The organism is Herbidospora cretacea, assembly GCF_001570605.1.
GTDB classification, from domain to species: domain Bacteria; phylum Actinomycetota; class Actinomycetes; order Streptosporangiales; family Streptosporangiaceae; genus Herbidospora; species Herbidospora cretacea.
Genome location: NZ_BBXG01000001.1, coordinates 382,853 through 408,894 on the forward strand (window position 1 = coordinate 382,853; position 26,042 = coordinate 408,894).

Annotated in this window: 6 protein-coding genes; 5 read left to right on the forward strand and 1 reads right to left on the reverse strand. The window is 72.2% G+C overall.

Annotated features, from left to right (window positions below):
* Window positions 1-11 precede the first annotated feature (11 nt).
* Both AW270_RS01020 and AW270_RS01025 read left to right on the forward strand, forming a co-directional pair.
* Entirely contained in the window at window positions 12-20,087 is a 20,076-nt protein-coding gene (locus AW270_RS01020) for a non-ribosomal peptide synthetase (protein ID WP_082801238.1), read from the forward strand.
* The gene (locus tag AW270_RS01025; RefSeq protein WP_061289276.1) at window positions 20,084-20,281 is read left to right on the forward strand and encodes an MbtH family protein; all 198 of its coding nucleotides are present in this window, start codon (window positions 20,084-20,086) and stop codon (window positions 20,279-20,281) included. The genes AW270_RS01020 and AW270_RS01025 overlap by 4 nt, the downstream gene beginning before the upstream one ends.
* A 64-nt stretch (window positions 20,282-20,345) precedes the next feature.
* On the opposite strand, the gene AW270_RS01030 is transcribed toward AW270_RS01025, so the two are convergent.
* Window positions 20,346-21,245, reverse strand: coding sequence for a DUF6492 family protein (locus tag AW270_RS01030; RefSeq protein ID WP_157521598.1), 900 nt, complete (start codon window positions 21,243-21,245; stop codon window positions 20,346-20,348).
* Window positions 21,246-21,563: 318 nt separating this feature from the next.
* Here AW270_RS01030 and AW270_RS01035 point away from each other — a divergent pair, with 318 nt between their 5' ends.
* Genes AW270_RS01035 through AW270_RS01045 form a run of 3 tightly spaced genes read left to right on the forward strand, consistent with a single transcriptional unit; the run spans window position 21,564 to window position 26,019 of the window.
* Window positions 21,564-23,957, forward strand: a complete 2,394-nt coding sequence (locus tag AW270_RS01035) for an ATP-binding protein (protein WP_061289282.1) — start codon at window positions 21,564-21,566, stop codon at window positions 23,955-23,957.
* The gene (locus AW270_RS01040; protein ID WP_061289285.1) at window positions 23,954-25,081 is read left to right on the forward strand and encodes an aminotransferase class V-fold PLP-dependent enzyme; all 1,128 of its coding nucleotides are present in this window, start codon (window positions 23,954-23,956) and stop codon (window positions 25,079-25,081) included. The genes AW270_RS01035 and AW270_RS01040 overlap by 4 nt, the downstream gene beginning before the upstream one ends.
* Window positions 25,078-26,019, forward strand: coding sequence for an aminoglycoside phosphotransferase family protein (locus AW270_RS01045; RefSeq protein ID WP_169807235.1), 942 nt, complete (start codon window positions 25,078-25,080; stop codon window positions 26,017-26,019). Before AW270_RS01040 ends, AW270_RS01045 begins: the two co-directional genes overlap by 4 nt.
* Window positions 26,020-26,042: the final 23 nt, after the last annotated feature.

The following is a 26,042-nucleotide window of genomic DNA, read 5'->3' on the forward strand; positions in this document are numbered from 1 at the left end:
TAGTGGTGTCCATGGTTTGGGAGGCTCGGTCTTTCGTGTCCGCTATCGATCAGTCGGCGGTTTTCTGGCGCCAGCGCCTGACCCCTCTTCCCCAGCGGCTCACTCTCCCGGTGGACACGGCTCTCCCGCCCGGACCCCGGCAGGGGCGGCGGCCCCTTCCCGCCGTCCCCGAGGCGACCGGGCTGGCCGCCGTCGCGGCCCTGCTGCACCGCTACAGCGGCGCCACCGACTTATTGATCGGGTACGACACCCTCCCGCTCCGCCTGACCGTCACCCCCTCGACCCCGTTCGAGGATCTTGTACGCAGCGTCACCGCCGCCCTCGAGGAGGCCCGAGCCCACGGCCGCCCCGAGGAACTCCCCGAGGTCGCCGTCTCGGTCGGCCCCTGGCCCCGGCCCGCCGAGCTCACGGTGACCTTCGACCGGGGCGAGGTCGTCTTCGACGGGCCCGGCGACCCCGCCCACCTCGCCACCCTGCTGGCGAGCGCGCTCGCCGACCCGCGCACCCCCGTCGCCGACCTCGGCCTGCTCCCCGCCGAGGAGAGGGCGCGCATCCTCGACGGCTGGAACCGGACGGCGCACGCCGTGCCGCTGCGCACCTGGCCCGCCATGTTCGCCGACCAAGTCGCCGCCAGGCCCGACGAGACCGCCCTGGTCTTCGAGGACCAGTCGCTCACCTACGCCCAGCTCGACGAGCGCGCCAACCGCCTCGCGCACGCCCTCATCGCGCGCGGCGCGGGGCCGGAGAAGGTCGTCGCGCTGGCGGTGCCGAGGTCGCTGGACCTGATCGTGGCCGAGGTCGCGGTGCTCAAGTCGGGCGCGGCCTACCTGCCGGTCGACACCGACTACCCGCCGGACCGCGTCGCCTACATGCTCCAGGACGCCGGGCCGGTCTGCATGGTCACCACCGCCGAGACCGCCGAACCGGGCGCTTTCGTGCTGGACGCGGCGGAGACCGTACGGGAACTGGAGGACAGGCCGGCCACCGAGCCGGTGACCGATCTCACGGTCGACAACGCGGCCTACGTCATCTACACCTCCGGCTCCACCGGGCGGCCCAAGGGCGTCGTGCTGTCGCACGCGGGCGTGGCCAAGCTGGTCGCCACCCAGATCGAGCGGTTCGGCATCGGCCCGCACAGCCGGGTGCTCCAGTTCGCCTCGCCGTCGTTCGACGTCGCCTTCTGGGACCTGTGCCTCGGGCTGCTCTCGGGTGGACGTCTGGTCGTCGTCCCCTCGGAGCGCCGGGTCCCCGGCCGCCCGCTGGCCGACTACGCGCACGCCCACGGCGTCACCTTCATGATCCTGCCGCCCGCGCTGCTCGACGCGATGCCCGCCGACGTCACGCTGCCCCCGGCGACGCTGCTCGCGGGCACCGAGCGGGTCTCGCCCGAGCTGGTCAACCGCTACGCGCGCGGCCGGATGATGTTCAACGCCTACGGCCCGACCGAGGCCACCACCAACTCCACGCTCGGCCTCTGCGACCCGGACATCGCGCCGGGCTCCATCGTGCCGATCGGCGTCCCCGACCCGGGGACCCGCGCCTACGTCCTCGACGACCGCCTCAGGCCGGTCCCGGCGGGGGTCCCGGGCGAGCTGTATCTCGCCGGCGAGGGGCTCGCGCGCGGCTACCTCGGACGGCCGGCGCTGACCGCCGAGAGGTTCGTGGCCGACCCGTTCGGCGGGCCGGGGGAGCGGCTCTACCGGACCGGCGACCTGGTCAGGTGGCGGTCTGACGGCCGTCTGGAGTTCCTCGGGCGGGTCGACTCCCAGGTCAAGATCCGCGGGTTCCGCATCGAGCCCGGCGAGATCGAGTCGGTGCTGCGCGCCCACCCCGCCGTCGAGCAGGCCGCCGTCGTGGTCCGCGAGGACCGGCCGGGCGACCGCAGGCTGGCGGCCTACGTCGTGCCGTCCCTCGACGCGGGCGCGAGCGTCGAGGAGTGGAAGGACCTGCACGAACTCCTCTACTCCGCGGCGGCCGGCGACGGCTTCGCCGGGTGGAACAGCATGTACGACGGCCTCCCGATCCCCCTGGAGGAGATGCGCGAATGGCGGGACGCGACCGTCGCGCGCATCGAGGAGCTCGCCCCCGCCAGGGTCCTGGAGATCGGCGTCGGCAGCGGCCTCATCCTGTCCCGGGTCGCGCCCGCCGCCGAGGCCTACTGGGCGACCGACCTCTCGGAGGAGGCGGTCGCCGCCCTCCGCGAGCGCCTCGACCCGGCGCTGGCCGGGAAGGTCCGGCTCAGCGCCCAGCCCGCCGACGACGTCACCGGCCTGCCCGAGGGCTTCTTCGACCTCGTCGTGGTCAACTCGGTCGCGCAGTACTTCCCCGACGCCGATTATCTGAAGCGGGTCATCCGCCAGGCCGGCCGGCTGCTCGCCCCCGGCGGGGCGGTCTTCGTCGGCGACGTGCGCAACCTCCGGCTCCTGCGCACGCTGCGGGCCGCCGTGGAGACCCGCCGCCACCCCGACGACAAGCAGGCGATCCAGGCGGCGACCGGCCGTTCGGTGCTCTGGGAGGGCGAACTGCTCCTCGACCCCGACTTCTTCGCCACCCTCGACGGCTTCACCGCCGACATCCGGGTCAAGCGGGCCCGCGCGCACAACGAGCTGTCCCGCTACCGCTACGACGTCGTCCTGCGGCCGGGCGCCGCCCAGCCGGTGGCCGAGCAGGTCGTCCGGTGGACCGGCCCCGGCTTCGCCCTCGCCGACAACCTGCGCGTGACCGGCATCCCCAACGCCCGCCTCACCCAGGACCTCACGGCGCTCTACGCCGTCGACGACACCAGCCGCCCGGCCGCCGCCGAGGGCGTCGACCCCGAGGACCTGCACGCCTACGCCGAGTCGCAGGGCTACCGGGTCACCGTCACCTGGGACGGCGACGCCGACGACGGCTCCCTCGACGCGGTCTTCACCCGTGGGGAACCCCGCGCGATCTACCGCCCCTCCGGCGGGTTCCCGCTCGCCAACCGGCCCGCCCCCTTCCGGGACGTGACCGCGCTGATGCGGGTCCTGCGGGCGCACGCCGCCGAGTTCCTGCCCGACTACATGGTCCCGGCCGCCTTCACCCCGCTCGACCGGCTCCCCGTCAACACCAGCGGCAAGATCGACGCCGCCGCGCTCCCCGCCCCCGACTACGCCGCCCTCAGCTCCGGGCGCGCCCCGCGCGACCCCCGCGAGGAGCTCCTGTGCGCGCTGTTCGCCGAGGCGCTCGGCGTCCCGGGCGTCACCGTCGACGACGACTTCTTCGCCTTGGGCGGCGACAGCATCACCGCCATCCGGGTGCTCGCCGGGGCCCGCGCCGCCGGGCTGCGGCTGACCTCCCGGGACGTCTTCCGCCACCGCACGGTCGCCGGACTGGCCGGGGTCGTGGCCGACCTGGGCGCCGGGACCGCCGTGACGCTGGAGATCCCCGAGGGCGCCGACACGACCGGCCTCGACGTCGAGGAACTGCTGCCGCTGAGCCCCCTCCAGGAGGGCTTCTTCTTCCACTCGCTCGCCGACGACCACGACGCCTACGTGGTCCAGCAGGTCGTCGAGCTCGACGGCGACGTCGACCCCGAGCGGCTCCGGCGGGCGGCGGAGAAGCTGGTCGCGCGGCACGCGCCGCTGCGGGCCTGTTTCCGGCCGGGGGCCGGCGGCCGTCCCGTGCAGGTCATCCTGCGGGAGACCGGGCTGCCCTGGCGGGAGGCCGCTCACGACGTCACCGCCGAGGAGCGGGCCCGCCCGTTCGACCTGGCCGACGCGCCGCTGCTGCGCTGCGCGCTGATCGGCGGCCGCAGGCTGGTCCTCACCTTCCACCACATCGTCGCCGACGGCTGGTCGCTGCCGGTGCTCCACCGGGAACTGCTCGCGCTCTACGCGGGCGAGGAGCTCGGGCCGGTCACGCCGTACCGGGAGTTCCTGCGCAGTCTCGCCGGACGCGACCGCGAGAGCGCCCTGACCGCCTGGGCGGAGGCGCTCGGCGGCCTCGACGAGCCCACCCGCATGGTCGCCGCGCCGCCCGCGCCGGTGGTCCCGGCCCACGTGCGGGTCGAGCTGGCCGAGGACGTCACCGAGCGGCTCGCCGCCCGCGCCCGGCAGCTCGGCGTGACGCTGAGCACCGTCGTCCAGGGCGCGTGGGGGCTGCTCCTCGGCCGCACGACCAGGCGGGACGACGTCGTCTTCGGCACCACCGTGTCGGGCCGCGACGCCGAGGTCGCCGGGATCGAGGACATGGCCGGCCTGTTCATCAACACGCTGCCGACCCGCTTCCGGTGGAGCCCCTCGGCGACGCTGGCCGACCTGCTGACCACGCTCCAAAACGAGCAGGCCGCCCTGCTCGACCACCAGCATGTCGGGCTGGCCGCGATCCAGAAGGCCGCCGGGCGGGCGGGCGGCGGCGAGCTGTTCGACACGCTCGTGGTCTTCGAGAACTATCCGTCCAGCAGCGGCCTCACGGCGGGCGGGATCCGCGTCGCGGGCGCGGAGTTCCACGACACCGTGCACTATCCGCTCGCGCTGATCGTCAAGCCCGGCCGCCGCCTCGACCTGCGGCTGAAGTTCCACGACGGCCGGGTGCCCCGCGCCGGCGCCGAAGGGGTCGCCGACCGGCTGGCCCGCCTGCTCACCGCCGTCGCCACCGACCCCGGCCAGCGCGTGGCGCGCGTCGACCTGGCCGAGGACCCCGGCCCCCAGCAGGGCGAGACCGTCGAGCTTCCGAAGATCACTTTGACGGAACGCATCTCGGCACAGGCCGCCCGGACCCCGCACGCCCTCGCGGTCGTGTACAACACCACGCAGCTCACCTACGCCGAACTCGACGCCCGCGCGACCGAGCTCGCGGCCAGGCTTCACGCGGGGCGCGGGGACATCGTGGCCGTGGCGGTGCCGCGTTCGGAGCAGCTCATGATCGCGCTCCTGGCGGTGCTGAAGTCGGGCGCGGCCTACCTGCCCATCGACACCGGCTACCCGGCCGACCGCATCGACCACATGCTGACCGACAGCGGCGCGACGACGGTCATCCGAGGGCGAGAGCTGAATGTCGAAATTTCGCGGAGCTCGGGCGGCGAAAGCTGCCCGACCCAGCCCCAGGCCCCCGCTCCGGCTCAGGACCCGGCGCCCGTTTTCGATCAGGCTCGCCCCGGCGACCCGGCCTACCTGATCTACACCTCCGGTTCCACCGGGCGGCCCAAGGGGGCGGTGGTCTCCCACGAGGCCATCGTCAACCGGCTCGCCTGGATGCAGGCCGCCTACCCGCTCACCCCCGGCGACCGGATCCTCCAGAAGACCCCCGCCAGCTTCGACGTCTCGGTGTGGGAGTTCTTCTGGGCGCTCTGCGAGGGCGCGGCGGTCGTGTTCGCCAAGCCCGACGGGCACCACGACCCCGCCTACCTCGCCGAACTGATCAGCGCCGAGCGCGTCACCACGATGCACTTCGTGCCGTCGATGCTGGAGGCGTTCCTCGCCGCGCCCGAGATCACCGCCGACCCGGCGTGGAGCGCCTCCCTCAGGCGGGTGTTCTCCTCGGGCGAGGCCCTCCCCGGCCAGGCCGCCCGCCGCTGGACCGACCTGACCGGCGTCCCCCTCCACAACCTCTACGGCCCGACCGAAGCCGCCGTCGACGTCACCTTCCACCCGTACACGCGGGAGGAGAACGACGTCACGGTCCCCATCGGGAAGCCGGTCTGGAACACCGGGCTCCGGGTGCTCGACACCTGTCTGCGGCCCGTCCCCGACGGCGTCCCCGGCGAGCTCTACCTGACCGGGGTCCAGCTCGCCATCGGCTACCACGGCCGTCCCGGGCTGACCGCCGAGCGGTTCGTCGCCGACCCCTTCGGCAGCGGCGGGCGCATGTACCGCACCGGCGACCTCGTCTCGCGCCGCCCCGACGGCACGATCGACTACCTGGGGCGCACCGACCGCCAGGTCAAGCTGCGCGGCAACCGCATCGAACCCGGCGAGGTCGAAGCCGCCCTGGCCGCCGTCGACGGGGTCGCCCGCGCGGCCGTCACGATCAGGGCCGGCGCCCTGGTGGCCTACGTCGTGGGCGACGTCACCGAGGACGAGGTCAGACAGGCCGTCTCGGAGCGGCTTCCGGCCGCCATGGCGCCGGCGGCGTACATGATCATGGATGCTCTTCCGCTGACCCCCAGCGGGAAGCTCGACCGCGACGCCCTGCCCGCGCCCTCGGCGCGCAGGGCGGCGGCCCGCGCGGCCGGGAACCCGCGCGAGGAGCTGCTGACCGCGATCTTCGCCGAGGTGCTGAAGCTCGGCGAGGTCGGCGCCGACGACGACTTCTTCCTGCTCGGCGGCGACAGCATCAGCTCGATCGGCGTCTCCAGCCGGGCCCGCGCGGCCGGTCTGGCCGTCAGCCCCCGCGACGTCTTCGACCACCGCACCCCGGCCGCGCTGGCCGCGAACGCCGGAGCGGTGACGGCCGTCGCGCTGGCGGCCTCGGAGCTGGACCTGACCGAGGAGGAGCGCGCCAGGCTCGGCGACCTGGAGGTGTGGCCGCTGGCCCCGCTCCAGGAGGGCCTGTTCTTCCACTCGAACTTCGACGACGGCGACCTCGACGTCTACACCGTCCACGAGACCTTCGACCTGGACCGCCGCCTCGACCCCGACCGGCTCCGCGCGGCGATCGAGGCGCTGCTGGAGGCGACGCCGGGCCTGCGGGCCGGTTTCACCAGCGACGGCCTGCGCCGGCCGGTGCAGTTCATCGCGACCGGCTACGAGATCCCGCTGGAGGTGCACGACGACCCGGAGGACCTCGACGCCCTCATGCGGGCCGAGCGCCTCAAGCGGTTCGACCTCGACCGGCCGGTTTTGTTCCGCGTCCTGCTCATCCGCCTGCCCGACCGCGACCGCCTCGTCATCGGCCGCCACCTGCTCCTCTGGGACGGCTGGTCGGCCTGGCTGTTCCTCGACCGCCTCTTCTCCCTGTACGACGACCCCGCCCGGGAGCCCGCGCGGAGCAGCTACCGCGACTACCTGACCTGGCTCGACAACCAGGACACCGCCGTCGCGACCGCCGCCTGGCGCACGGCCCTGGCGGGCCTCGACGAGCCGACCCTGCTCGCGCCGGGCGACCACGACCCGGTCATCCCCGAGCAGCTCGACCGCGACCTGCCCGGCACGCTGCGCGAGGTCGCCCGGGGGCAGGGCCTCACGCTGAACACCCTGTTCACCACCGCCTGGGGTCTCACGCTGGCCAGCGTCACCGGCCGGAGCGACGTCGTGTTCGGCACCACCGTCGCCGGACGCCCGTCCGAGGTCCCCGACGTCGAGAACGTCATCGGCCTGTTCCTCAACACCGTCCCGGCCCGCATCGCCTTCGACCCGGCCGAGCCCGTCGGCGCGCTGCTCCGGCGGGTGCAGGACGAACGCCTCGCGCTGATGCCGCACGAGTGGCTCGGCCTCGGCGTCGTCCAGGCCGAGACCGGGCACCGCAGGCTGTTCGACACGCTGTTCGTCATGCGCGACGGCGACACCCGGGAACGCCTCGCCGACCTGCGCGACCGCCACGGCGCGACCGCCGTCGCCAACGTCGACGCGACCCACTACCCGGTCAACCTGATCGTCACGCCGGGCGAGCCGACCAGGGTCACCCTGGCCTACCGCCCCGACCTGATCTCCGAGGGGTACGCCGCCGGCCTGCTCGACCGCTTCGCCCTGATCGTCACGCGGCTGGCCGCCGACTTCACCGCCCCGGCCGGGCGTCTCGACACCTCGCTGCCGGGCGAGACCGCCGACCCTCACGAGAACCGCGTCGAGGAGCCCACCGACACCGTCGCCGACCTGCTGGCCGCCCAGGCCCGCCGGACCCCCGACGCCACGGCGCTGGTCTACGGCGAGGTCACCGTCACCTACGCCGAGCTCGACGCGCGGATCAACCGCATCGCCCGCCTGCTGATCGGCTGCGGCGCCGAGCCGGAGGCCGTCGTCGCGCTGGGCCTGCCCCGTTCGATCGACATGGTGGCGGCGCTGTTCGCGGTGCTGCGGACCGGCGCGGCGTACCTGCCGCTGGAGCTCGACCACCCCGACGACCGCCTGGCCGCCATGCTCGACGACGCCCGGCCGGTGGTCCTGGTCACCACGCCCGAGGTGTCGGCCCGGATCGCGGGCGACACGCCCCGGGTGTACCTCGACCGGCTGGAGGACCACGAGGCCGGCCCGGTCGAGGTCCAGTTCAGCCTCGAACACCCCGCCTACGTCATCTACACCTCCGGCTCGACCGGCCGCCCCAAGGGCGTCGTCACCCCCTACCGGGGCCTGACGAACATGCAGCTCAACCACCAGAGCGAGATCTTCGACCCGGCCGTGGCCTCGGCTGGTGGCCGCCGCCTGCGGATCGCCCACACGGTGTCGTTCGCGTTCGACATGTCGTGGGAGGAGCTCCTGTGGCTGGTCGAGGGCCATGAGGTGCACGTCTGCGACGAGGAGCTCCGCCGCGACGCCCTGGCGCTGGTCGCGTACTGCGAGGCGAACCGGATCGACGTCGTCAACGTCACCCCGACCTACGCCCACGTCCTCATCGAGGAGGGGCTGCTGGAGGGCCACCGGCCGCCGCTGGTGCTGCTCGGCGGCGAGGCCGTGTCCGACCACGTGTGGTCGGTGCTGCGCGACACCGAGAGGACCTACGGCTACAACCTCTACGGCCCGACCGAGTACACGATCAACACGCTCGGCGGCGGCACCCACGACAGCGACACCCCGACCGTCGGCACCCCCATCAGGGGCACCCGCGCGCACATCCTCGACGGCTGGCTCCGGCCGGTCCCCGAGGGCGTCGCGGGGGAGCTCTACATCTCCGGCATCGGCCTGGCGCGCGGCTACCTGCGCCGCCCCGGCCTGACCGCCGAACGCTTCGTCGCCGACCCGTTCGGGCTGCCCGGCGAGCGCATGTACCGCACCGGCGACCTGGTCAGACGGCGACCGGACGGCAACCTCGACTTCCTCGGCCGCACCGACGACCAGGTGAAGATCCGCGGCCACCGCATCGAGCCGGGCGAGGTCGAGAGCGCGCTCACCCGCCTGCCGCAGGTGGCCCAGGCCGCCGTGGTCGTGCGCGACGACCGCTTGGTGGCCTATCTCGTGCCCGCCCCGGGAGACCGCCGCGAGACCGAGAGCGACCAGATCGGCGAGTGGCAGGAGATCTACTCCGACGAGTACGAGGAGATCGGCACCGCCGTCTGGACCGAGGACTTCGCCGGCTGGGACAGCTCCTACGACGGCGCCCCGATCCCGCTGGAGCACATGCGCGAATGGCGCGAGGCCACGGTCGACCGCATCCGTTCGCTGAACCCGCGCAACGTGCTGGAGATCGGCGTCGGCTCCGGCCTGCTGCTGTCGAGGCTCGCCCCCGAGGCCGAGAGCTACTGGGCGACCGACTTCGCCGCCCCGGTCATCAGGAAGATCGGCGAGGACCTGAGGCGCGACCCGGCGCTGGCCGCCAAGGTCACCCTCCGCCACCAGGCCGCGAACGTCACCGACGGCCTGCCGCGTGACTTCTTCGACACGATCGTCATCAACTCCGTCATCCAGTACTTCCCGAGCCTCGACCACCTGACCGAGGTCATCGAGGGCGCGATGGCGCTGCTGCGGCCGGGCGGCGCGCTGTTCGTCGGCGACGTGCGGAACCTGCGGCTGAACCGGCACTTCCACGAGGCGATCCAGGCCGTCAAGGGCGGCGACGCCGACCGCAGCCTCGCCCTGGAGAAGGAGCTCCTGGTCGACCCCGACTACTTCACGGGCCTCGGCCACCCGGTCGACCTGCGCACCAAGCGGGGCCACCGGCACAACGAGCTGTCCCGGTACCGCTACGACGTGGTGCTCCACGCCTCGGACGCCGACATGTCGGTGCGGGACGTCCCGCAGGTCGCCTGGCCCGACTTCACCGGGTTCGAGGGCCGGCCGATCCGGGTCACCGGCATCCCCGACGCCCGGCTCGCCGAAGGCGGCGTCGAGACCGAGTTCCTGCACACGTTCGGCCCGGCCGTCACCACCTGGTCATCCGAGCCGGGCTGCTTCGAGGCCGTCTTCCTGCCGGAGATCCCGCGCGCGCTCGACGGCGTCTACCGGCGGACCGGGGGAGTCCCCCTGGCCAACGACCCCGGCGACGCCCGCCGCTCCGCCGCCCTGGTGGCGGCGGTCCGCGAGGACGTCAAGCGGGAGCTGCCCGACTACATGGTGCCGGGCGCGTTCGTCGTGCTGCCCCAGCTGCCGATGAACGACAACGGCAAGCTCGACGTCACCGCCCTCCCGAACCCCGAACCGGTCACCGGCGGTGGCGGCCGGGCCCCGCGCACGCCGGTGGAGGAGACCCTCTGCCGCATCTTCGCCGAGGTCCTCGGCCTGGCGGAGGTCACGGCGGAGGACGCGTTCTTCGAGCTCGGCGGCCACTCGCTGCTGGCCACCCGCGTGGTCAGCCGGGCCCGCGCCGAGCTCGGGGCCGAACTCGCCATCAGGGACCTGTTCGAGGCGCCCACCCCGGCCCTGCTGGCCGAGCGCGTCGCGGGCAGCGCCCCGGCCCGCCCGGCGCTGACCGCCCGGCCGAGGCCCGAGCGCGTCCCGGCGTCGGCCGCCCAGCGCCGGTTGTGGCTGGCCGAACGGCTGTCGGGCGGCGACGCCTACCACTTCCCGCTGGTCGTGAGGTTGCGCGGCGCGTTCGACGCGACCGCGTTCGAGCAGGCGCTGAACGACGTGGCCCGCCGCCACGAGGTGCTGCGGACCGTCGTCCGGGAGGTCGAGGGTGAGCTCCACCAGGTCGTCACCGACCTGACGGTGACCCTCGGCGACGACCCCCGCAGGCCCTTCGACCTGGCGAACGAGCCGCCCGTGCGGGCCTCGGTCGAGCGGACCGGTCCGGACGAGCACGTCGTGACGATGATCCTGCACCACATCGCCACCGACGAGTGGTCCGACCGCCCGTTCCTGCGCGACCTGGAGACGGCCTACCGCGCCCGCCTGCTCGGGCAGGCCCCCGCGTGGGAGCCGCTCAAGGTCCAGTACGCCGACTACACCCTCTGGCAGGACCGCCTGCTGGCCCAGGAGGGCGACCGTCAGCTCGCCTTCTGGCGCGACCGCCTCGACGACCTGCCCGAGGAGATCGCGCTCCCGCACGACGGCCCCCGCGTCCCCGGCGGCGCGTCGGGCCTCGTCCGGGTGGACGTCCCGGCCGCCGACGCCCTCAGGGAGCTCGCCGCCGCCACGGGCACCAGCGTGTTCATGGTCCTCCAGGCCGCGGTGGCCGCGCTGCTGCACCGGCTGGGCGCGGGCGACGACATCCCGATCGGGGCGCCGATCGCGGGCCGTACCGACGAGGGGCTCGACGACCTCGTCGGGTTCTTCGTGAACACGCTCGTCCTGCGGGCCGACGTGTCCGGCGACCCGACGTTCGGTGAGCTGCTCGACCGGGTGAAGGAGGCCGACCTGGCCGCCTTCGCCCACCAGGACCTCCCGTTCGAGCGGCTCGTCGAGGACCTCAACCCGCCCCGCGTGCCCGGCCGGAACCCGCTGTTCCAGGTCATGATGGGCTACCACCACCGGCCCGGCGGCGACCCCGACGTGCTGGGCCTGGAGACCGAGTGGATCGACACCCGGATCGAGACGGCCAAGTTCGACCTCGACTTCACCTTCGTCGACGGTCCCCGCATGACGCTGCTGCTGGAGTACGCCGAGGGCCGCTTCACCGAGCGGACCGCCGCCGATATCGCCGCCCGCGCGCTGAAGCTGATCGAGGGCCTGCGGCTCGACACCCGGGTCAGCGACCTGCCGATCCTGCTGGAGAGCGACGTCGCCCTCCCCGCCGGGCCGCGTGGACTCCCGTTCCGGTCGATCCCGGCGATCGTCGAGGAACTGGCGGCGGCCCGGCCCGGCCAGACCGCCCTGGTCACCGCCGACCGGAGCTACACCTTCGCCGAGCTGGCCGCCCGGGTCCGCGCGGTCGCGGCCCACGTCGTGGCCAAGGGCGCGGGGCCGGAGAAGGTCGTGGGCCTGGCGGTCTCCCGGGCCGAGATGGTCCCGGCGATCCTGGGCGTGCTGGCGTCGGGGGCGGCCTACCTGCCCATCGACCGCGGCTATCCGGCCGACCGGCTGGCGTACATGATCGCGGACACCGGGCCCGTCTGCGTCCTGGCCTCCCTCGACGGCGTCGAGGGAGACGTCGGCGTCGCGGACGTGCACCCCGACGGCGCGGCCTACGTGATCTACACCTCGGGCTCGACCGGCACCCCGAAGGGCGTCGTCGGCACCCACCGGGGCATCGCCAACCTGTTCGCCAGCCACGCCGGCAACCTCATCCCCGAGGAGCCGGGCAGAGCCCTGCACGCCGCGTCGTTCAGCTTCGACGGTTCGTGGGAGCCGCTGCTCTGGCTGCTGGCCGGGCACGCGCTGTACGTGGCCGACGAGCAGACCATGACCGACCCGGCCGCCCTGCTCGCCCTGATCGAGCGCGAACGGCTCGACTACGTCGACCTCACCCCCACCTACCTGCGCGAACTCCTGCACCACGGGTTCCTCGACGGCTACGCGCCCCGGGTGCTGTCGGTCGGCGGCGAGGCGACCCCGCCGGAGCTGTGGCAGTGGCTGAAGGACCGGCCGGGACTGACCGTCCACGACCTCTACGGCCCGACCGAGTGCGCGGTCGACGCCTACGGCTGGCACGACGGCTGGGCCGCCCCGGTGGCCGGCATCCGCGTGTACGTGCTGGACGGCCGTCTCCGCCCCCAGCCCGCCAACGTGCCGGGCGAGCTCTACCTCGCGGGCCCGGGGCTGGCGCGCGGCTACCTCAACCGGCCCGGCCTGACCGCCGAGCGCTTCACCGCCGACCCCTTCGCGGCGGGCGAGCGCATGTACCGTACCGGCGACCTGGCCCGGTTCCGCCCCGACGGCACGCTCGAGTTCCTCGGCCGCGCCGACGACCAGGTCAAGCTGCGCGGCTTCCGGATCGAGCTCGGCGAGATCGAGGCCGTGCTCCGCGCCCACCCGGCCGTCGCCCAGGCCGCGGTGATCGTCCGGGACGAGACGCTGGTCGCCTACGTCGTCTCCGCCGCGACCGAGGACGACCTGCGGCGGCACGTCGCGGCGCAGGTGCCCGAGCACATGGTTCCGGCGGCGTTCGTCGCGCTGGACCACCTGCCGAGGTCGGTCGCCGGGAAGCTCGACCGCCGGGCGCTCCCGGCCCCCGAGCGGAGGGCCACCGCGTCGCGCCGTCCCCGGGACGCCCGGGAAGAGGTGCTCTGCGCGGTCTTCGCCGACGTGCTCGGCACCCAGGTCGGCCCCGACGACGACTTCTTCGCCCTCGGCGGCCACTCGCTGCTGGGCATGCGCCTGGTCAGCCGCGTCCGCGCGGCCCTGGGCGCGGAGGTGTCGCTCCGGGCGGTCTTCGACGCGCCGACCCCCGCGCGCCTGTCCGGGCTGCTCGGCGACGCGGCCCGGCCGGGCCCGGTGGCCGTCGAACGACCCGAGTTCACCCCGCTCTCCTACGCCCAGCGCCGGATGTGGCTCCTGGACCGGATCGATTCCGGCGGCGCCTACGAGATCACCATGGCCTGGCGCCTGGAAGGCTCGCTCGACGTCGGCGCGCTCCAGAGCGCGCTGGACGACGTCGTCGAACGGCACGAGGCGCTGCGGACCGTCTTCCCCGACCGGGACGGCGAGCCCTACCAGCTGATCCTCCAGAACGTCACGGTCCCGCTGGTCCACGGGCCGGTGACGACCGGGTTCGCGCTCGACCGCGAGATCCCCGTCCGCGCCCACCTCCACGACGGCGTGCTGACCCTGGTCGTCCACCACATCGCCACCGACGAGTGGTCCGACGCGCCGTTCAGGCGGGACCTGGCGCTGGCCTACAACGCCAGGCTGGCCGGACACGCCCCGGCCTGGGCCCCGCTGAAGGTCCAGTACGCCGACTACACCCTCTGGGCCTCCGAGGGCGACCCCGGCTACTGGGCGGAACAGCTGCGCGACCTGCCCGACGAGCTGGCGCTCCCGGCCGACCGGCCGCGTCCGGCGGAGAGCTCCTTCAGGGGCGGCCTGGCGGGCTTCACCCTCGACGCCGGCCTGGAGGCCAGGCTGCGCGAGGTGGCGCGGGCGCACGGCGTCAGCATGTCCATGCTGGCCCAGGCGGCGGTCGCCGCCCTGCTCAACCGGATGGGGGCGGGGGAGGACATCCCGCTCGGCACGCCGATCTCGGGCCGTACCGACGAGAGCCTCGAAGACCTCGTCGGGTTCTTCGTGAACTCGCTCGTCATCCGGGCCGACCTGAGCGGCGACCCGAGCTTCGCCGACCTGCTGGCCCGCGTCCGCGACACCGCGCTGGCCGCCTACGAGCACCAGGACGTGCCGTTCGAGCGGCTCGTCGAGGTGCTCGACCCGCCGAGGTCGCTCGCCCGCCACCCGCTGTTCCAGGTCATGGTCGTCTACCTGACCGGCCAGACCGGCGCGCCCGCGCTCGACGGCCTCACCCTGACCGAGGTCGAGGTGGCCCAGGACACCGCGAAGTTCGACCTGAGCGTCGACTTCATCGAGCGCGAGGACGGCGTCGAGGGCTGGATCGAGTACAGCGCCGACCTGTTCGACCAGGCCACCGCCGACCTGCTCGCCGCCCGGCTCGTGCGGCTCCTGCGCCAGGTGGCCGCCGACCCCTCCGTGCCCGTACGCCACCTCGACGTCCACCTCGAAGAGCCCCCGGCCTTCACGAGCGTCGAGACCCCGGCGGCCACCCTGCCCGAACTGTTCCGCACCCAGGTCAGCCGCACGCCCGACGCGCTCGCGCTGGTCTTCGGGGACACCCGCCTGACCTACGCCGAGTTCGACGCCCGCGTCGAGGAGACGGCCAGGGTCCTGGCCGGGCTCGGCGCGGGCCCGGAGACCACCGTCGCGGTGGCGCTGCCACGCTCGATCGAGCTGGTCACGGCCCTGTACGCCATCCAGCGCGCCGGGGCCGCCTACCTCCCGCTCGACCCCGGCCTGCCCGAGGAGCGGAAGCGGTTCATGCTGGCCGAGGCCGGCCCCGTGCTCGTCATCGACGGCCCGCTCCCGACCGGCCCGCACGGCGACCTGCCCGAGCGGTACGACCCGCGCAGCCCCGCCTACTTGATCTACACCTCCGGCTCGACCGGCCGCCCGAAGGGCGTCGTCGTCCCGCACGCCGGCATCGCCAACCGCCTCCAGTGGATGCAGGCCGAATACGGCCTGACCTCAGGCGACCGCGTCCTCCAGAAGACCCCGGCGAGCTTCGACGTCTCGGTCTGGGAGTTCTTCTGGCCGCTCATGACCGGCGCCGCGCTCGTCGTGGCCCGGCCCGACGGCCACCGCGACCCGGCCTACCTGGCCGATCTGATCGAGCGGGAGGGCGTGACGACGGTCCACTTCGTGCCGTCGATGCTGCGCGCGTTCCTCGACGTCTTCCCGGATGTCTTCCCGGATGTCTTCCCGGGTGTCGAGGCGCGGGGCCTGAAGCGGGTGCTCTGCTCCGGCGAGGCCCTCCCGTCCGACCTCGCGGCCCGGTTCCACACCCTGATCGACGCCGAGCTGCACAACCTCTACGGCCCCACCGAGGCGTCGGTCGACGTCACCGCCGTCCAGGTGGCAGGGGACGAGGTCACGATCGGCCGGCCGATCTGGAACACCCGCGCCTACGTGCTGGACCGGTGGCTCCGGCCGGTCCCGCCCGGGGTCGCCGGGGAGCTCTACCTCGCCGGCGTGCAGCTCGCGCGCGGCTATCTCGACCGGCCCGCCCTGACGGCCGAGCGGTTCACCGCCGACCCGTTCGTGCCGGGGGAGCGCATGTACCGTACCGGCGACCTGGCCCGCTGGAACCGCGACGGCACGCTCTCCTACCTCGGCCGCACCGACCACCAGGTCAAGATCCGCGGCTTCCGCGTCGAGCTCGGCGAGATCGAGGCGGCGATCGGCGGCGTCAACGTCGTCGTCGCCCGCGACGACCGCCTGGTCGCCTACGTCGTCGGCGAGCCGCGCGACCTGGACCTGGCGCGGGTGCTGCCCGGCCACATGGTCCCGGCCGCCGTCGTCTGGCTCGACGCGCTGCCGCTGACCACCAGCGGCAAGCTCGACCGCCGTGCCCTGCCCGATCCCACGTTCACCGTGGGCGACGCCCTCCCCGCCAACCCGCGCGAGGAGGCGCTGGCAGGGGTGTTCGCCGACGTCCTCGGTCTCGGCCGGGTCGGCGCCGACGACGACTTCTTCGCCCTCGGCGGCGACAGCATCGTCGCGATGCGCCTGGTCAGCCGGGCGCGGGCGGCCGGTCTCGCGCTCACCCCGCGCGACGTCTTCAGGCACCGTTCCGTACGCGGCCTCGCGGCGGCCGCCTCCCCGGTGACGTCCGACGAGCGGGCGGTCTCCTTCTTCACCCCGGCGGAGCGCGCCGAGTTCGGCGACCCGATCCTGCCGGTGACCCCGCTCCAGGCCGGTCTGCTCTTCCACGCCTCCTACGACGACGAGGACGTCTACACCGTCCAGGTCGTCTACGAGATCACCGGCGAGGTCGACGCCCCCCGCCTTCGAAGGGCAGGCCAGGCGCTGCTCGACCGCCACGAGAACCTGCGCGCCGGGTTCGGCCACCTCACGTCGGGCCGCCCGGTCGCCTTCGTCCCCGAGCGGGTGGAGCTCCCGTGGCGGGAGATCGCCCCGGAGGACCTCGACGCCGAACTCGCCGCCGAGCGACGCCGCTTCCCGGTCTCCGAACCGCCGCTGCTGCGCCTGATGCTGGCCGGGAACCGCCTCGTCCTCTCCCACCAGCACGTCCTCCTCGACGGCTGGTCGCTCCCGGCGCTGATGGCCGAGTTCACCGCCCTCTACGAGGGCCGCCCGCTGCCGGAGGTCCGGCCGTTCCGCGACCACCTGGAATGGCTGGCCCGTCAGTCGGTTCCCGACGCCCGGCGAGCGTGGGCGGAGGCTCTCGACGGCGTCGAACCGACCCTGCTCGACGCCGGAACCCACCGCCCGGCCCTGCCGCAGCTTCACGAGGTGCGGCTGTCGGCGGCCGAGACCGACCGGCTGACCTCCTACGCGCGGGCCAGCGGCCTCACGCTCAACACGGTCGCGCAGGGCGCGTGGGGCCTGCTGCTGGCCCGCCTCACCGGCCGGGACGACGTCGTCTTCGGGGCCACCGTCTCCGGCCGCGACCTGCCCGGCTCGGAGTCGATGGTCGGCCTGTTCATCACGACCGTCCCCGTGCGGGCCACCCTGCGCGAGGGCGAGCGGATGACGGCGTACCTGACGAGACTCCAGGACCGGCAGGCCGGGCTCATCGAGCACCAGCACCTCGGCCTGGCCGGGATCCAGAAGGCGGCCGGCACCGGCGAGCTGTTCGACACCCTGATGGTCTTCGAGTCCTACCCGGACGCCGGCGGCCACGACCGCTTCACCCCGGTCGCCCACCACGACGCCACGCACTATCCGCTGACCTGGGCCGTCGAGCCCGGCGACTCGGGGCTGGTTTTGACGGCGGAGTTCCACGGCGACCGCGCCAGGGCCGAACGCGTCGCCGACGCCCTGGTGGAGATCCTCAGGCAGGTCGCCGACGACCCGGTCGTCGGCACGCTCGACGGCCTGGCCCCGGGGGAGCGCGCCTGGCTGCTCGACCGGGGAACCGGCCCGGTCCTGGAAACGGGCGGGACCGTCCCCGAGCTGTTCGCGGCCCAGGCGGCGGCCACTCCTTCGGAGGTGGCCCTGGTCGCGGGCGGCCGGTCGTGGACGTTCGCCGAACTCGCCACCTCGGTCGAATCCGTCGCCAAGGCGCTGGTCGCACGCGGCGCTGGCCCGGAGAAGATCGTCGCGCTGGCGCTCCCGCGCACCGCCGACCACGTCGTCGCCATCCTGGCGGTGCTGCGGTCGGGAGCCGCCTACCTGCCGATCGACCCCGGCCTGCCGGAGGCGCGCGTCGCCGACATGCTCGCCGACGCCTCGCCGGTGCTGGTCCTGGAGACCCTGGAGAGCCTCGACGGCTCCGGCGACCTGCCGACGAGCTACTCAGGTCAGAGCCCGGCCTACGTGATCTACACCTCCGGCTCGACCGGCCGCCCGAAGGGCGTCGTGGTCACCCACGCCAGCCTCGCCAACCTGTTCCACAGCCACCGCGCCGACCTCTACGACCGCGTCAAGGCCACGACGGGCCGCCGCCACCTGCGGGTCGGCCACGCCTGGTCGTTCTCCTTCGACGCGTCCTGGCAGCCGCAACTGTGGCTGGTCGACGGCCACGCCCTCCACGTCGCCGACGACGAGACCCGCCGCGATCCGGTCCTGCTGGAGCGCTTCGTCCGCGACCACGAGATCGACTTCATCGAGGTCACCCCGTCGTTCCTGGCCCAGATGCCCGGCCTGCTCGACGACGGCCCGCTGTCCCTCGTCGGCGTCGGCGGCGAGGCCGTGACGGACGGCCTGTGGGCCAGGATGCGCGACGGCGTCAACCTCTACGGCCCCACCGAGGCCACCGTCGACGCCCTGGTCGCCCACACCCGCGACAGCGACACGCCCCTGGTCGGCCGCCCGGTCGCCAACACGCGGGCCTACGTCCTGGACGCCGGCCTGCGCCCGGTCGCCCCCGGGGTGACCGGCGAGCTCTACCTGTCCGGCGCGGGCCTGGCCCGCGGCTACCTGAACCGCCCCGGCCTGACCGCCGAACGGTTCACCGCCGACCCCTTCGCGGCCGGGCAGCGCATGTACCGCACCGGCGACCTGGCCCGCTGGACCGCCGACGGCAGGCTCGACTACCAGGGCCGCGCCGACGACCAGGTCAAGGTGCGCGGCCACCGCGTCGAACCGGGCGAGATCGAGGCCGTGCTGAGCCGCTGGGCCACCCAGGCGACCGTGCAGGTGCGGGACGGCAGGCTGATCGCCTACGTCGTCGGCGCCGTGGCGGGGCTCCGGGAACGGGTGTCCGGGGAACTCCCCGACTACATGGTCCCCAGCGCCTTCGTCGAGCTGGACCGCCTGCCGACGCTGCCGAACGGCAAACTCGACCGGGCCGCGCTCCCGCCCCCGTCGTTCGCGCCCTTCGAGAGCCGCTCCCCGTCGGGGGAGGCCGAGCAGGCGCTGCTGGCGGTGTTCGCCGAGGTGCTGGACGTGCCCGGCATCGGCGTCGAGGACGACTTCTTCGCCTTCGGCGGCGACAGCCTGGTCGCCATGCGCGTCATCGCCCGGGCCCGCGCCGCCGGCTGGACGGTCACCGCCCGCCAGATCTTCGAGTCACGCACCGCCGAGGCGCTGGCCCGCGTCGCGGAGCGGCGGGCCATCCCGCTGACCCCGATCATGCGCCGCCTGGTCGAGCGCCCCCACATGGAGGCGTTCTGCCAGTCGGCCGTGATCCGGCTCCCCGAGGGCCTGACCTCTCCGGAGTTCGACGCCCTCCTTGGGAAGGTGGCCGACCGTCACCCGATGCTCCGCTCCCACCTGGCCGACGACGGTCTCCACATCGGCGACTTCGTCACCGGCGACCTGGACCCGCGCGCGGGCCGCATGGTCAAGGCCGACTGGCTCGGCGACCGCGTCCGGCTGTCCATCCACCACCTGGCCGTCGACGCGGTCTCGTGGGGCGTCATCCTCGACGACCTGGCCGCCGCCTGGCGCGGCGAGGACCTGCCCCCGGTCCCGGTCCAGTTCCGCCAGTGGGCCACGGCCGGGGACGACCTCCCCGCGCTCGGCGTCCACGGCACCGTGGGCGAGGCGGTGAGGTCGTCCACCGTCGTCCCCGCCTTCGAGGTCACCGACGCCCTGCTGGTCGAAACCCTGCGCACGGCCTTCGGCCGCGACGTCACGATCGAGGTCGAGGGCCACGGCCGCGACGGCGACCGCGACCTGTCCCGCACGGTCGGCTGGTTCACCCGCGTCACCGTCCACGGCGACGGCGAACCGGAGGTCCTGCTGAACTACCTCGGCCGGGTCACCCCCGAGGAGGGCGACTGGACCGCCGACTCCTCTGCCGACGAGGTCGCCGACCACCCGGACGCCCCCCTGAGTCACCCGTACACCATCGACGCCGTCACCATGGACGGCGTGTTCACCGCGACCTGGACCCGCGCCCCCGGCGCCCCGGACCTGGCCGACACGTGGCGCGACGCGCTCACCGAGAAGGGAAACCCCGCATGAGCACCAACCCGTTCGAGAACCCCGACGGCGTGTACCTCGTCCTGGTGAACGAGGAGGGCCAGCACAGCCTGTGGCCCGAGTTCGCCGACGTCCCCCCGGGCTGGACGGTGACCTTCGGGCCGGCGGGGCGGCAGGCCTGCCTCGACCACATCGAAGTGACGTGGACGGACATGCGCCCGGCCGGCTTGCGCTAGCGGGAAGAGGAGAGGCCGGGTCCGCCCCTCGGACCCGGCCTTCTGTGGTGAACCGCCCGGTGCCTCAGAATCCGCTGGACAACGGCCTGGTCACTTGGCCGTTGTTCACGAACTGGCCGTTTCCCAGGTACGGGGCGACCCGTTCCCAGACGGCCTCCACCGGCACGTCAGCGGTGGACTGCACCACGGAGAAGAAGAAATCCGTATCGGAGCGGAAGCTCTGTGACGGGTCCCACGGGTCGAAACCGCCCGGCCGCCACACCGAGTTCTCGTACAAGGACTGGGATGTCACGTAGTGGTACTGCTCCAGGCAGCCCATGGTCTGGAGGAAAATCCCGTACAGCGCATGCTCGGTCCACGGCAGGAGGTCGATGAGAGCGTCGACGGCGAGCCGGTGGGTGGGGACGCTCTTCCAGGCTCCCGGACGTGCGATCCGGCAGATGTACCGGAACATCCGGTTGACGGCGTCCACGTTGAACAACCCCGGTGTGAAACCGAGATATCCACCGTTCCACGTCGTCCGCAGGACGGCGGACGACCATTCGTACCATTCGGGGTGGATCCCGGTATCTGTGGCGCACAACCAGGCGCGGCCGTCGGTGACGAAATCAGCGACCTTCGCTTTCTTGACCAGGAGAACATCCGCGTCCAGAGCGAGATAGAAGTCACTGTTCACGAATGAGGAAATCGCGAGCTTGACGACCTGTTGTTTGAACCAGTCGCGTTCGCACAAGCGGCTCAGGCCGGGCACCACCTCGTCTTCGCACACCACGTGATAAGGCCCACGGGGGCATCTTTTGGTCGCCTGATTGACCAGAGACGGCGGCACCACGACCCAGCAGGTCCCGATGAGTTCACTCCCGAATGTGGCCAGGCTCGGATGGAGCAACCTCTCGAATCGCTCCCAGTCGTGGGTGGCCACAGGGAGGACAGCGTCGATCCTGCTGCCGTCGTCGGTCGTCATGGTGCTCCTCGCCATCGGCGGTATCCGTGGTGATCGCGTGATGATCCGATCGGTGGCGGTCCCGTCAGGGGCGAATTCGGGCGAACTGCCAATGGACCGACGGTCAGCCGATGTTTCCGTAGTCGAGCCTGCCACACAATGGTGGACAATCTTCGCGATACACGGAAGCCCTGTTCACAGCCCTCAACGCCTTTGAGAATCTTCCTTGACACGGCCTCGAGCCGTGTGATGGATTTGCCTGGATTACGCCTATTCTCGACGCGGGCTACTGACACACGGAGGTGGCGGCAGTTGTCGGGACCGGCTATAAGCGCCCAGATGGTTGATCGTGAACATGAGCGCGCCACCCTTCTCGATCAGCTTGAGCAGACGGTGCGGCATCGCGTCGCCAACGTCGTCGTCCTGCGCGGTGAGGCGGGTGTCGGCAAGACCCGGCTCCTCCATGATTTCACCGAAATCGCCGCCGGTCTTTATCCCGAAGAAGAGCTTCTGGTCGGTTATGGGCAGGCGATGCTGAACTCGCTCGCCTCCGATTCCTTTCAGGCGGTTCGCGAGTGCCTGCGGTCGCTCGCGCTGCGCGCCGACCGTTCCGGATCCCGGGATCTGCTTTACCGCATCGCCGACTCCTTCCGCCAGCACGCGCCCGACTGGATCGAATCCGTCCCGGTGGTGGGGGGCATCCTCGCGGCCGGGATAAGGACCGGCCAGGCCGTTGTGGAGTCCGGGAAGTCGTCCCTCAACATGAACAGCCAGCTCGATCAGTTGATCCGTTTCGTGGAGGGACTGACGGAACGAGGACCTCTGCTCCTCGTCCTCGACGACCTGCACTGGGCGGACACCGCCACGATCGATCTGCTGATCACGATGGCCCTGCGCGTCGAAGGCCCGCTCATGCTGGTCCTCGCGTATCGGTCCGACCACCTCGGGGCCGGCGAGAACGCGGAGACCCACCCCTTGCGGCGCGCGGTGTTCCGGCTGCGCCGCTACCGGCCCAGCTGTGCCGAGATCGACCTGAAGAGGCTTTCGGGACAGGACACCGAACTGCTCATCCGCCAGGCTTCGCATCAAGGAACGGGACCGTCCTTATCCGCGCGTTCAGTGCGGCAAATCGTGCGCCTGAGCGCCGGCAATCCGCTGTTCGCCGAATCCCTGGTGCAACTCGGTGACCATGCGGTGGCGGCACACGCGCGCACTCCGGCGCAGATCACCGCGGTCCTGGACGAACGCCTCTCTTTTCTCACCTCCGCCGACCAGCGTTTGCTGGAAACCGCGGCGCTGATCGGGTACAGCTTCGAAGTCGAATATCTGGCCCGGCTCGCCCGTCTCGACATCGACGACGTCTATGAGCGCCTGGACGCGCTCATGCAGAACCACGGCCTGGTCCGGCCCGCCGACCCGCGCGGTCAGCATGACCGCTACACGATTCACCATCCTCTTCTGGCCGAAGTCCTGCGCGAACGCGGAGCGTTGAACGGCCCGCGCTGGCGGCGTCAGCATCAGAAACTGATGGAGATTCTGGAGGACGAGTCTCCTTGGGATGACGAATTGCAGGTCCGCGCGGTCGCCGTGGCCCTGGCCGCCGGCCGCCAGGAGAAAACCTACGACTTCGCCGTCACCGCCTGCCGTCGTCAGTTCGTGCTCGGCGCCGTTTCCAAGGCAACGGAACTCGCCCGGATCGCGGTCGACGCGGACGGAACCCTGGAGGCGTACGGATTGCTGGCCGAATATTTGGCCGCTGAAGGGGATCACGTCGGTGCGGCCTCCGCCTGCGCCGCCGGATTGCAATGGGCTCGCTCGAATTCGGTGGAGCGTGAACGGGAGGACGCGGTCCGGTTGTGGTGGGCGCGGAATCTGCGCATGACCAACAGCTGGGAGGAATGCGAACGACTCCTGGAACAGCTGGAAGCGACGCAGGCCGGACCGTCCGAGGTTCTGGCCGAAACGCTGATGTTGCGTGCCGAAATCGCACTATGTGGTCCCGTGCAGGACACCGGGCGCTGCATCGAGCTCTGCGATATGGTCGCGGCCATGAGCGGCAACCCCGAGCTGCAGTCCCGGGCGCATGGTCATCGGGGGCTGGCTCACCTGGCGGCCTCTGATCATGCCTCCTCCGAGGTCTGGCTGATCAGGGCGATAGAAGTGGCACGGGACCGAAATCATCCTTATGCCGAATACGAAGCCGTGCACTGGCTGAGCAAGAAAGCGATGGCCTGCCTGGAACTCGACCGTGCCCAGCAGCTTCTCGAGGAACTCGCCCACAATTCCAGCATTTCCGGTGTGGCGAGCGAGAGCCCCTGGCACCTCCGCGACTCCAGCAGGGTGCTCGCCCTGCAGGGCAGGGTGGCCGACGGCGCCCGGGTGCTGGCGCGCTACTTCGACGCCTCCGCCGACCACTCCCTCACCCAGACCGTCATCACGCTCGCCTGCCAACTCCGCGAGCTCGAGGACCTGCACGGCTGGCAGGTCGGCCAATCGATGCTCGCCGAACTGATGGCGGCCTGCGATCGGGACATGGTGGACCCACGGCGGAAGGAGATGCTGGCCGGCTGTCTTCAGGTGCTCTCCACTCACCGGCCGGGCTGGGACCCGGTGCACTTCTCGGTCGAGAACCTGAATGTGACTATGGCCGAGGCCGTCGCCGCGGACGCGATATTCCGGTTCGACGTCCCCGACCTCGCGAGCCTCCGTTCCGTACTCTCGGGCAAGTCGTGAAGGACCTCTCCCAAGACGAGTTCTCCCTGGCGCCGGGCATCGTCATGCTCAACCACGCGTCGTACGGCCTTGCCTCCCGCCGGGTCATCTCCGCGGCCCAGGCGATGCAGTACGAGATCGACTCCGACCCGACCGCGCGGTTGGGCGCGGCACTCCTCGGACCGCTCCGGCGGCATTCCGAACTGCTCGCCGAGACGATCGGTCTGCGCCCTGCGGGCATGACCCTCTGCACGAACGCCACGTCCGGGGCCGCGGCCATCATCTCCTCGGCCGCCTTGAACGAGTCGTCGACGGTGGTCGCGCTGGAGACCGAATACTCGTCGATCCTGCGCGCATGGGAGGTCGCGGCCGAACGGTCCGGGGCGACGATGATCCGGATCCCGGTCCGGTTGCCGTTCGACGGGCCGGAGCAGCTGATCGAACAGATGGAGGCCGCTGTCCCGGGTGACATCGCCTACCTGCAGACGAGCCTGGTGAGTTCCTCCTCGGCGGTGCGCTTTCCCGTGAGCGAACTCGCCGCCTGGGCACACGATCGCGGCGGGCGGTTCGTCCTCGATGCCGCCCACGGACCCGGTCATGTGCCGTTCGACCCTGGCGGCTGGGACGCCGACGCCATCTTCGGCACCGTCCACAAATGGTTCCCGACGCTCCGCCCCGTCGGTTTCCTCTGGCTGAAGGACGACCTGATCGAAACCGTCCGACCGGCCGAGGTCTCACTCACCTGGGACGCCGCCGATCTCGTCGAACGTTTCTCCTGGCCGGGAACCTTCGACCCTGTCTCCCGGCTCTCCCTGCCGGTCGCGGTCGAGCAGTGGCGCCAATGGGCCGGCCGAGGCGCCTGGGAGGAGTGTGCAGGCCTCGGCGACGCGGCCGTGGAAGCGCTCACCTCCATCGGCGCCCGGCCCACTGCGACACCCTCCTACCAGCCCCCTCGGCTCCGCGCTTTCGTCCTCGACCGGCTGACCGTCTCCGATGTGAAAGAGCTGATGACTCGGGCGGGGATCCGCCCCTGGGTCGGACCTGGCGCCGACGGTGAATGCATCCTGCGCATCGCCACCCACGTCTACAACGACCTCACCGACATCGAAGCCGTGGTCTCGCAGCTCAAAGGAGCGCTCAGATGATGAACGACTTCGAGATCCCCGCGCGGCTGATCAAGGGGATCGTCTTCCTCTACGGCGAGGACAACGCCCACAGCCTGCTCACGGCGCTGCCCCGTCGCATCAGGCTGTACGCCCGGCGCTGGGACCTGCACCTCCAGGGGATGGCCGAAGGCGGCGCCATGTCCTGCTGTGTCTTCTGCACGACGCCCGAGGGCACACCCGCCGTCCTGAAGATCCCCTTGGACAAGGCGGCCGGGCGTTCCGAGATCCGCCAGCTGGAACGACTGCATTCCACCTCGGCGGCTCCTCAGGTCCTCCGGAGCGCGACCAGCTCCGGCGTCTTCCTGATGAGCCGGATCCTCCCCGGCACGACCGCCTGGGCGGCCAGCGGTTCCGAAGACAGCCAGAAATACGGTGACCTGCTGCGTCGCCTCAAATGCTCCGCTCCCTCGCTCGGCCCCCGGCTCAGGGACATGTCCCAGGTCGCGAGGATGCGGCTCGACTGGGCCCGGCAACATTTCGCCGACGGCAACTACAGCGGTGACCTGGCCTCCATCGAGAAGGCCGAAAAGGTCCTCGACGTACTCCTCCGCACCACGACCACCCGTGACATCCTCCACGCCGACCTGCAGCCCAAGAACGTTCTCCAGGGCCCTCACGGCTGGTATGCGATCGACCCCCTCGGCGCCATCGGCGACTTCAACGCTGAAGCCGCGCTCTGGGTCGCCGTCCAGGACGGCCCTGCCACGATCGAAGATCGCCTCGTCGAACTGCGCGACCACGAACTCCTCGACCCCGACCGCCTCCGCGCTTGGACCTATGTGTTCGCGGTCGCCGAATTCCGCCCCTCCATGCCTCCGTTCGCGTACCGCATCGAGGATTTCCTCCGCCGGGCGAATCCCGACGACGTGATCGGCCACGTCATCAATCCAGCTCCCACTGCCACCTGCCCGGCATAGCGACTCTGCCGCCCCGTGATCGC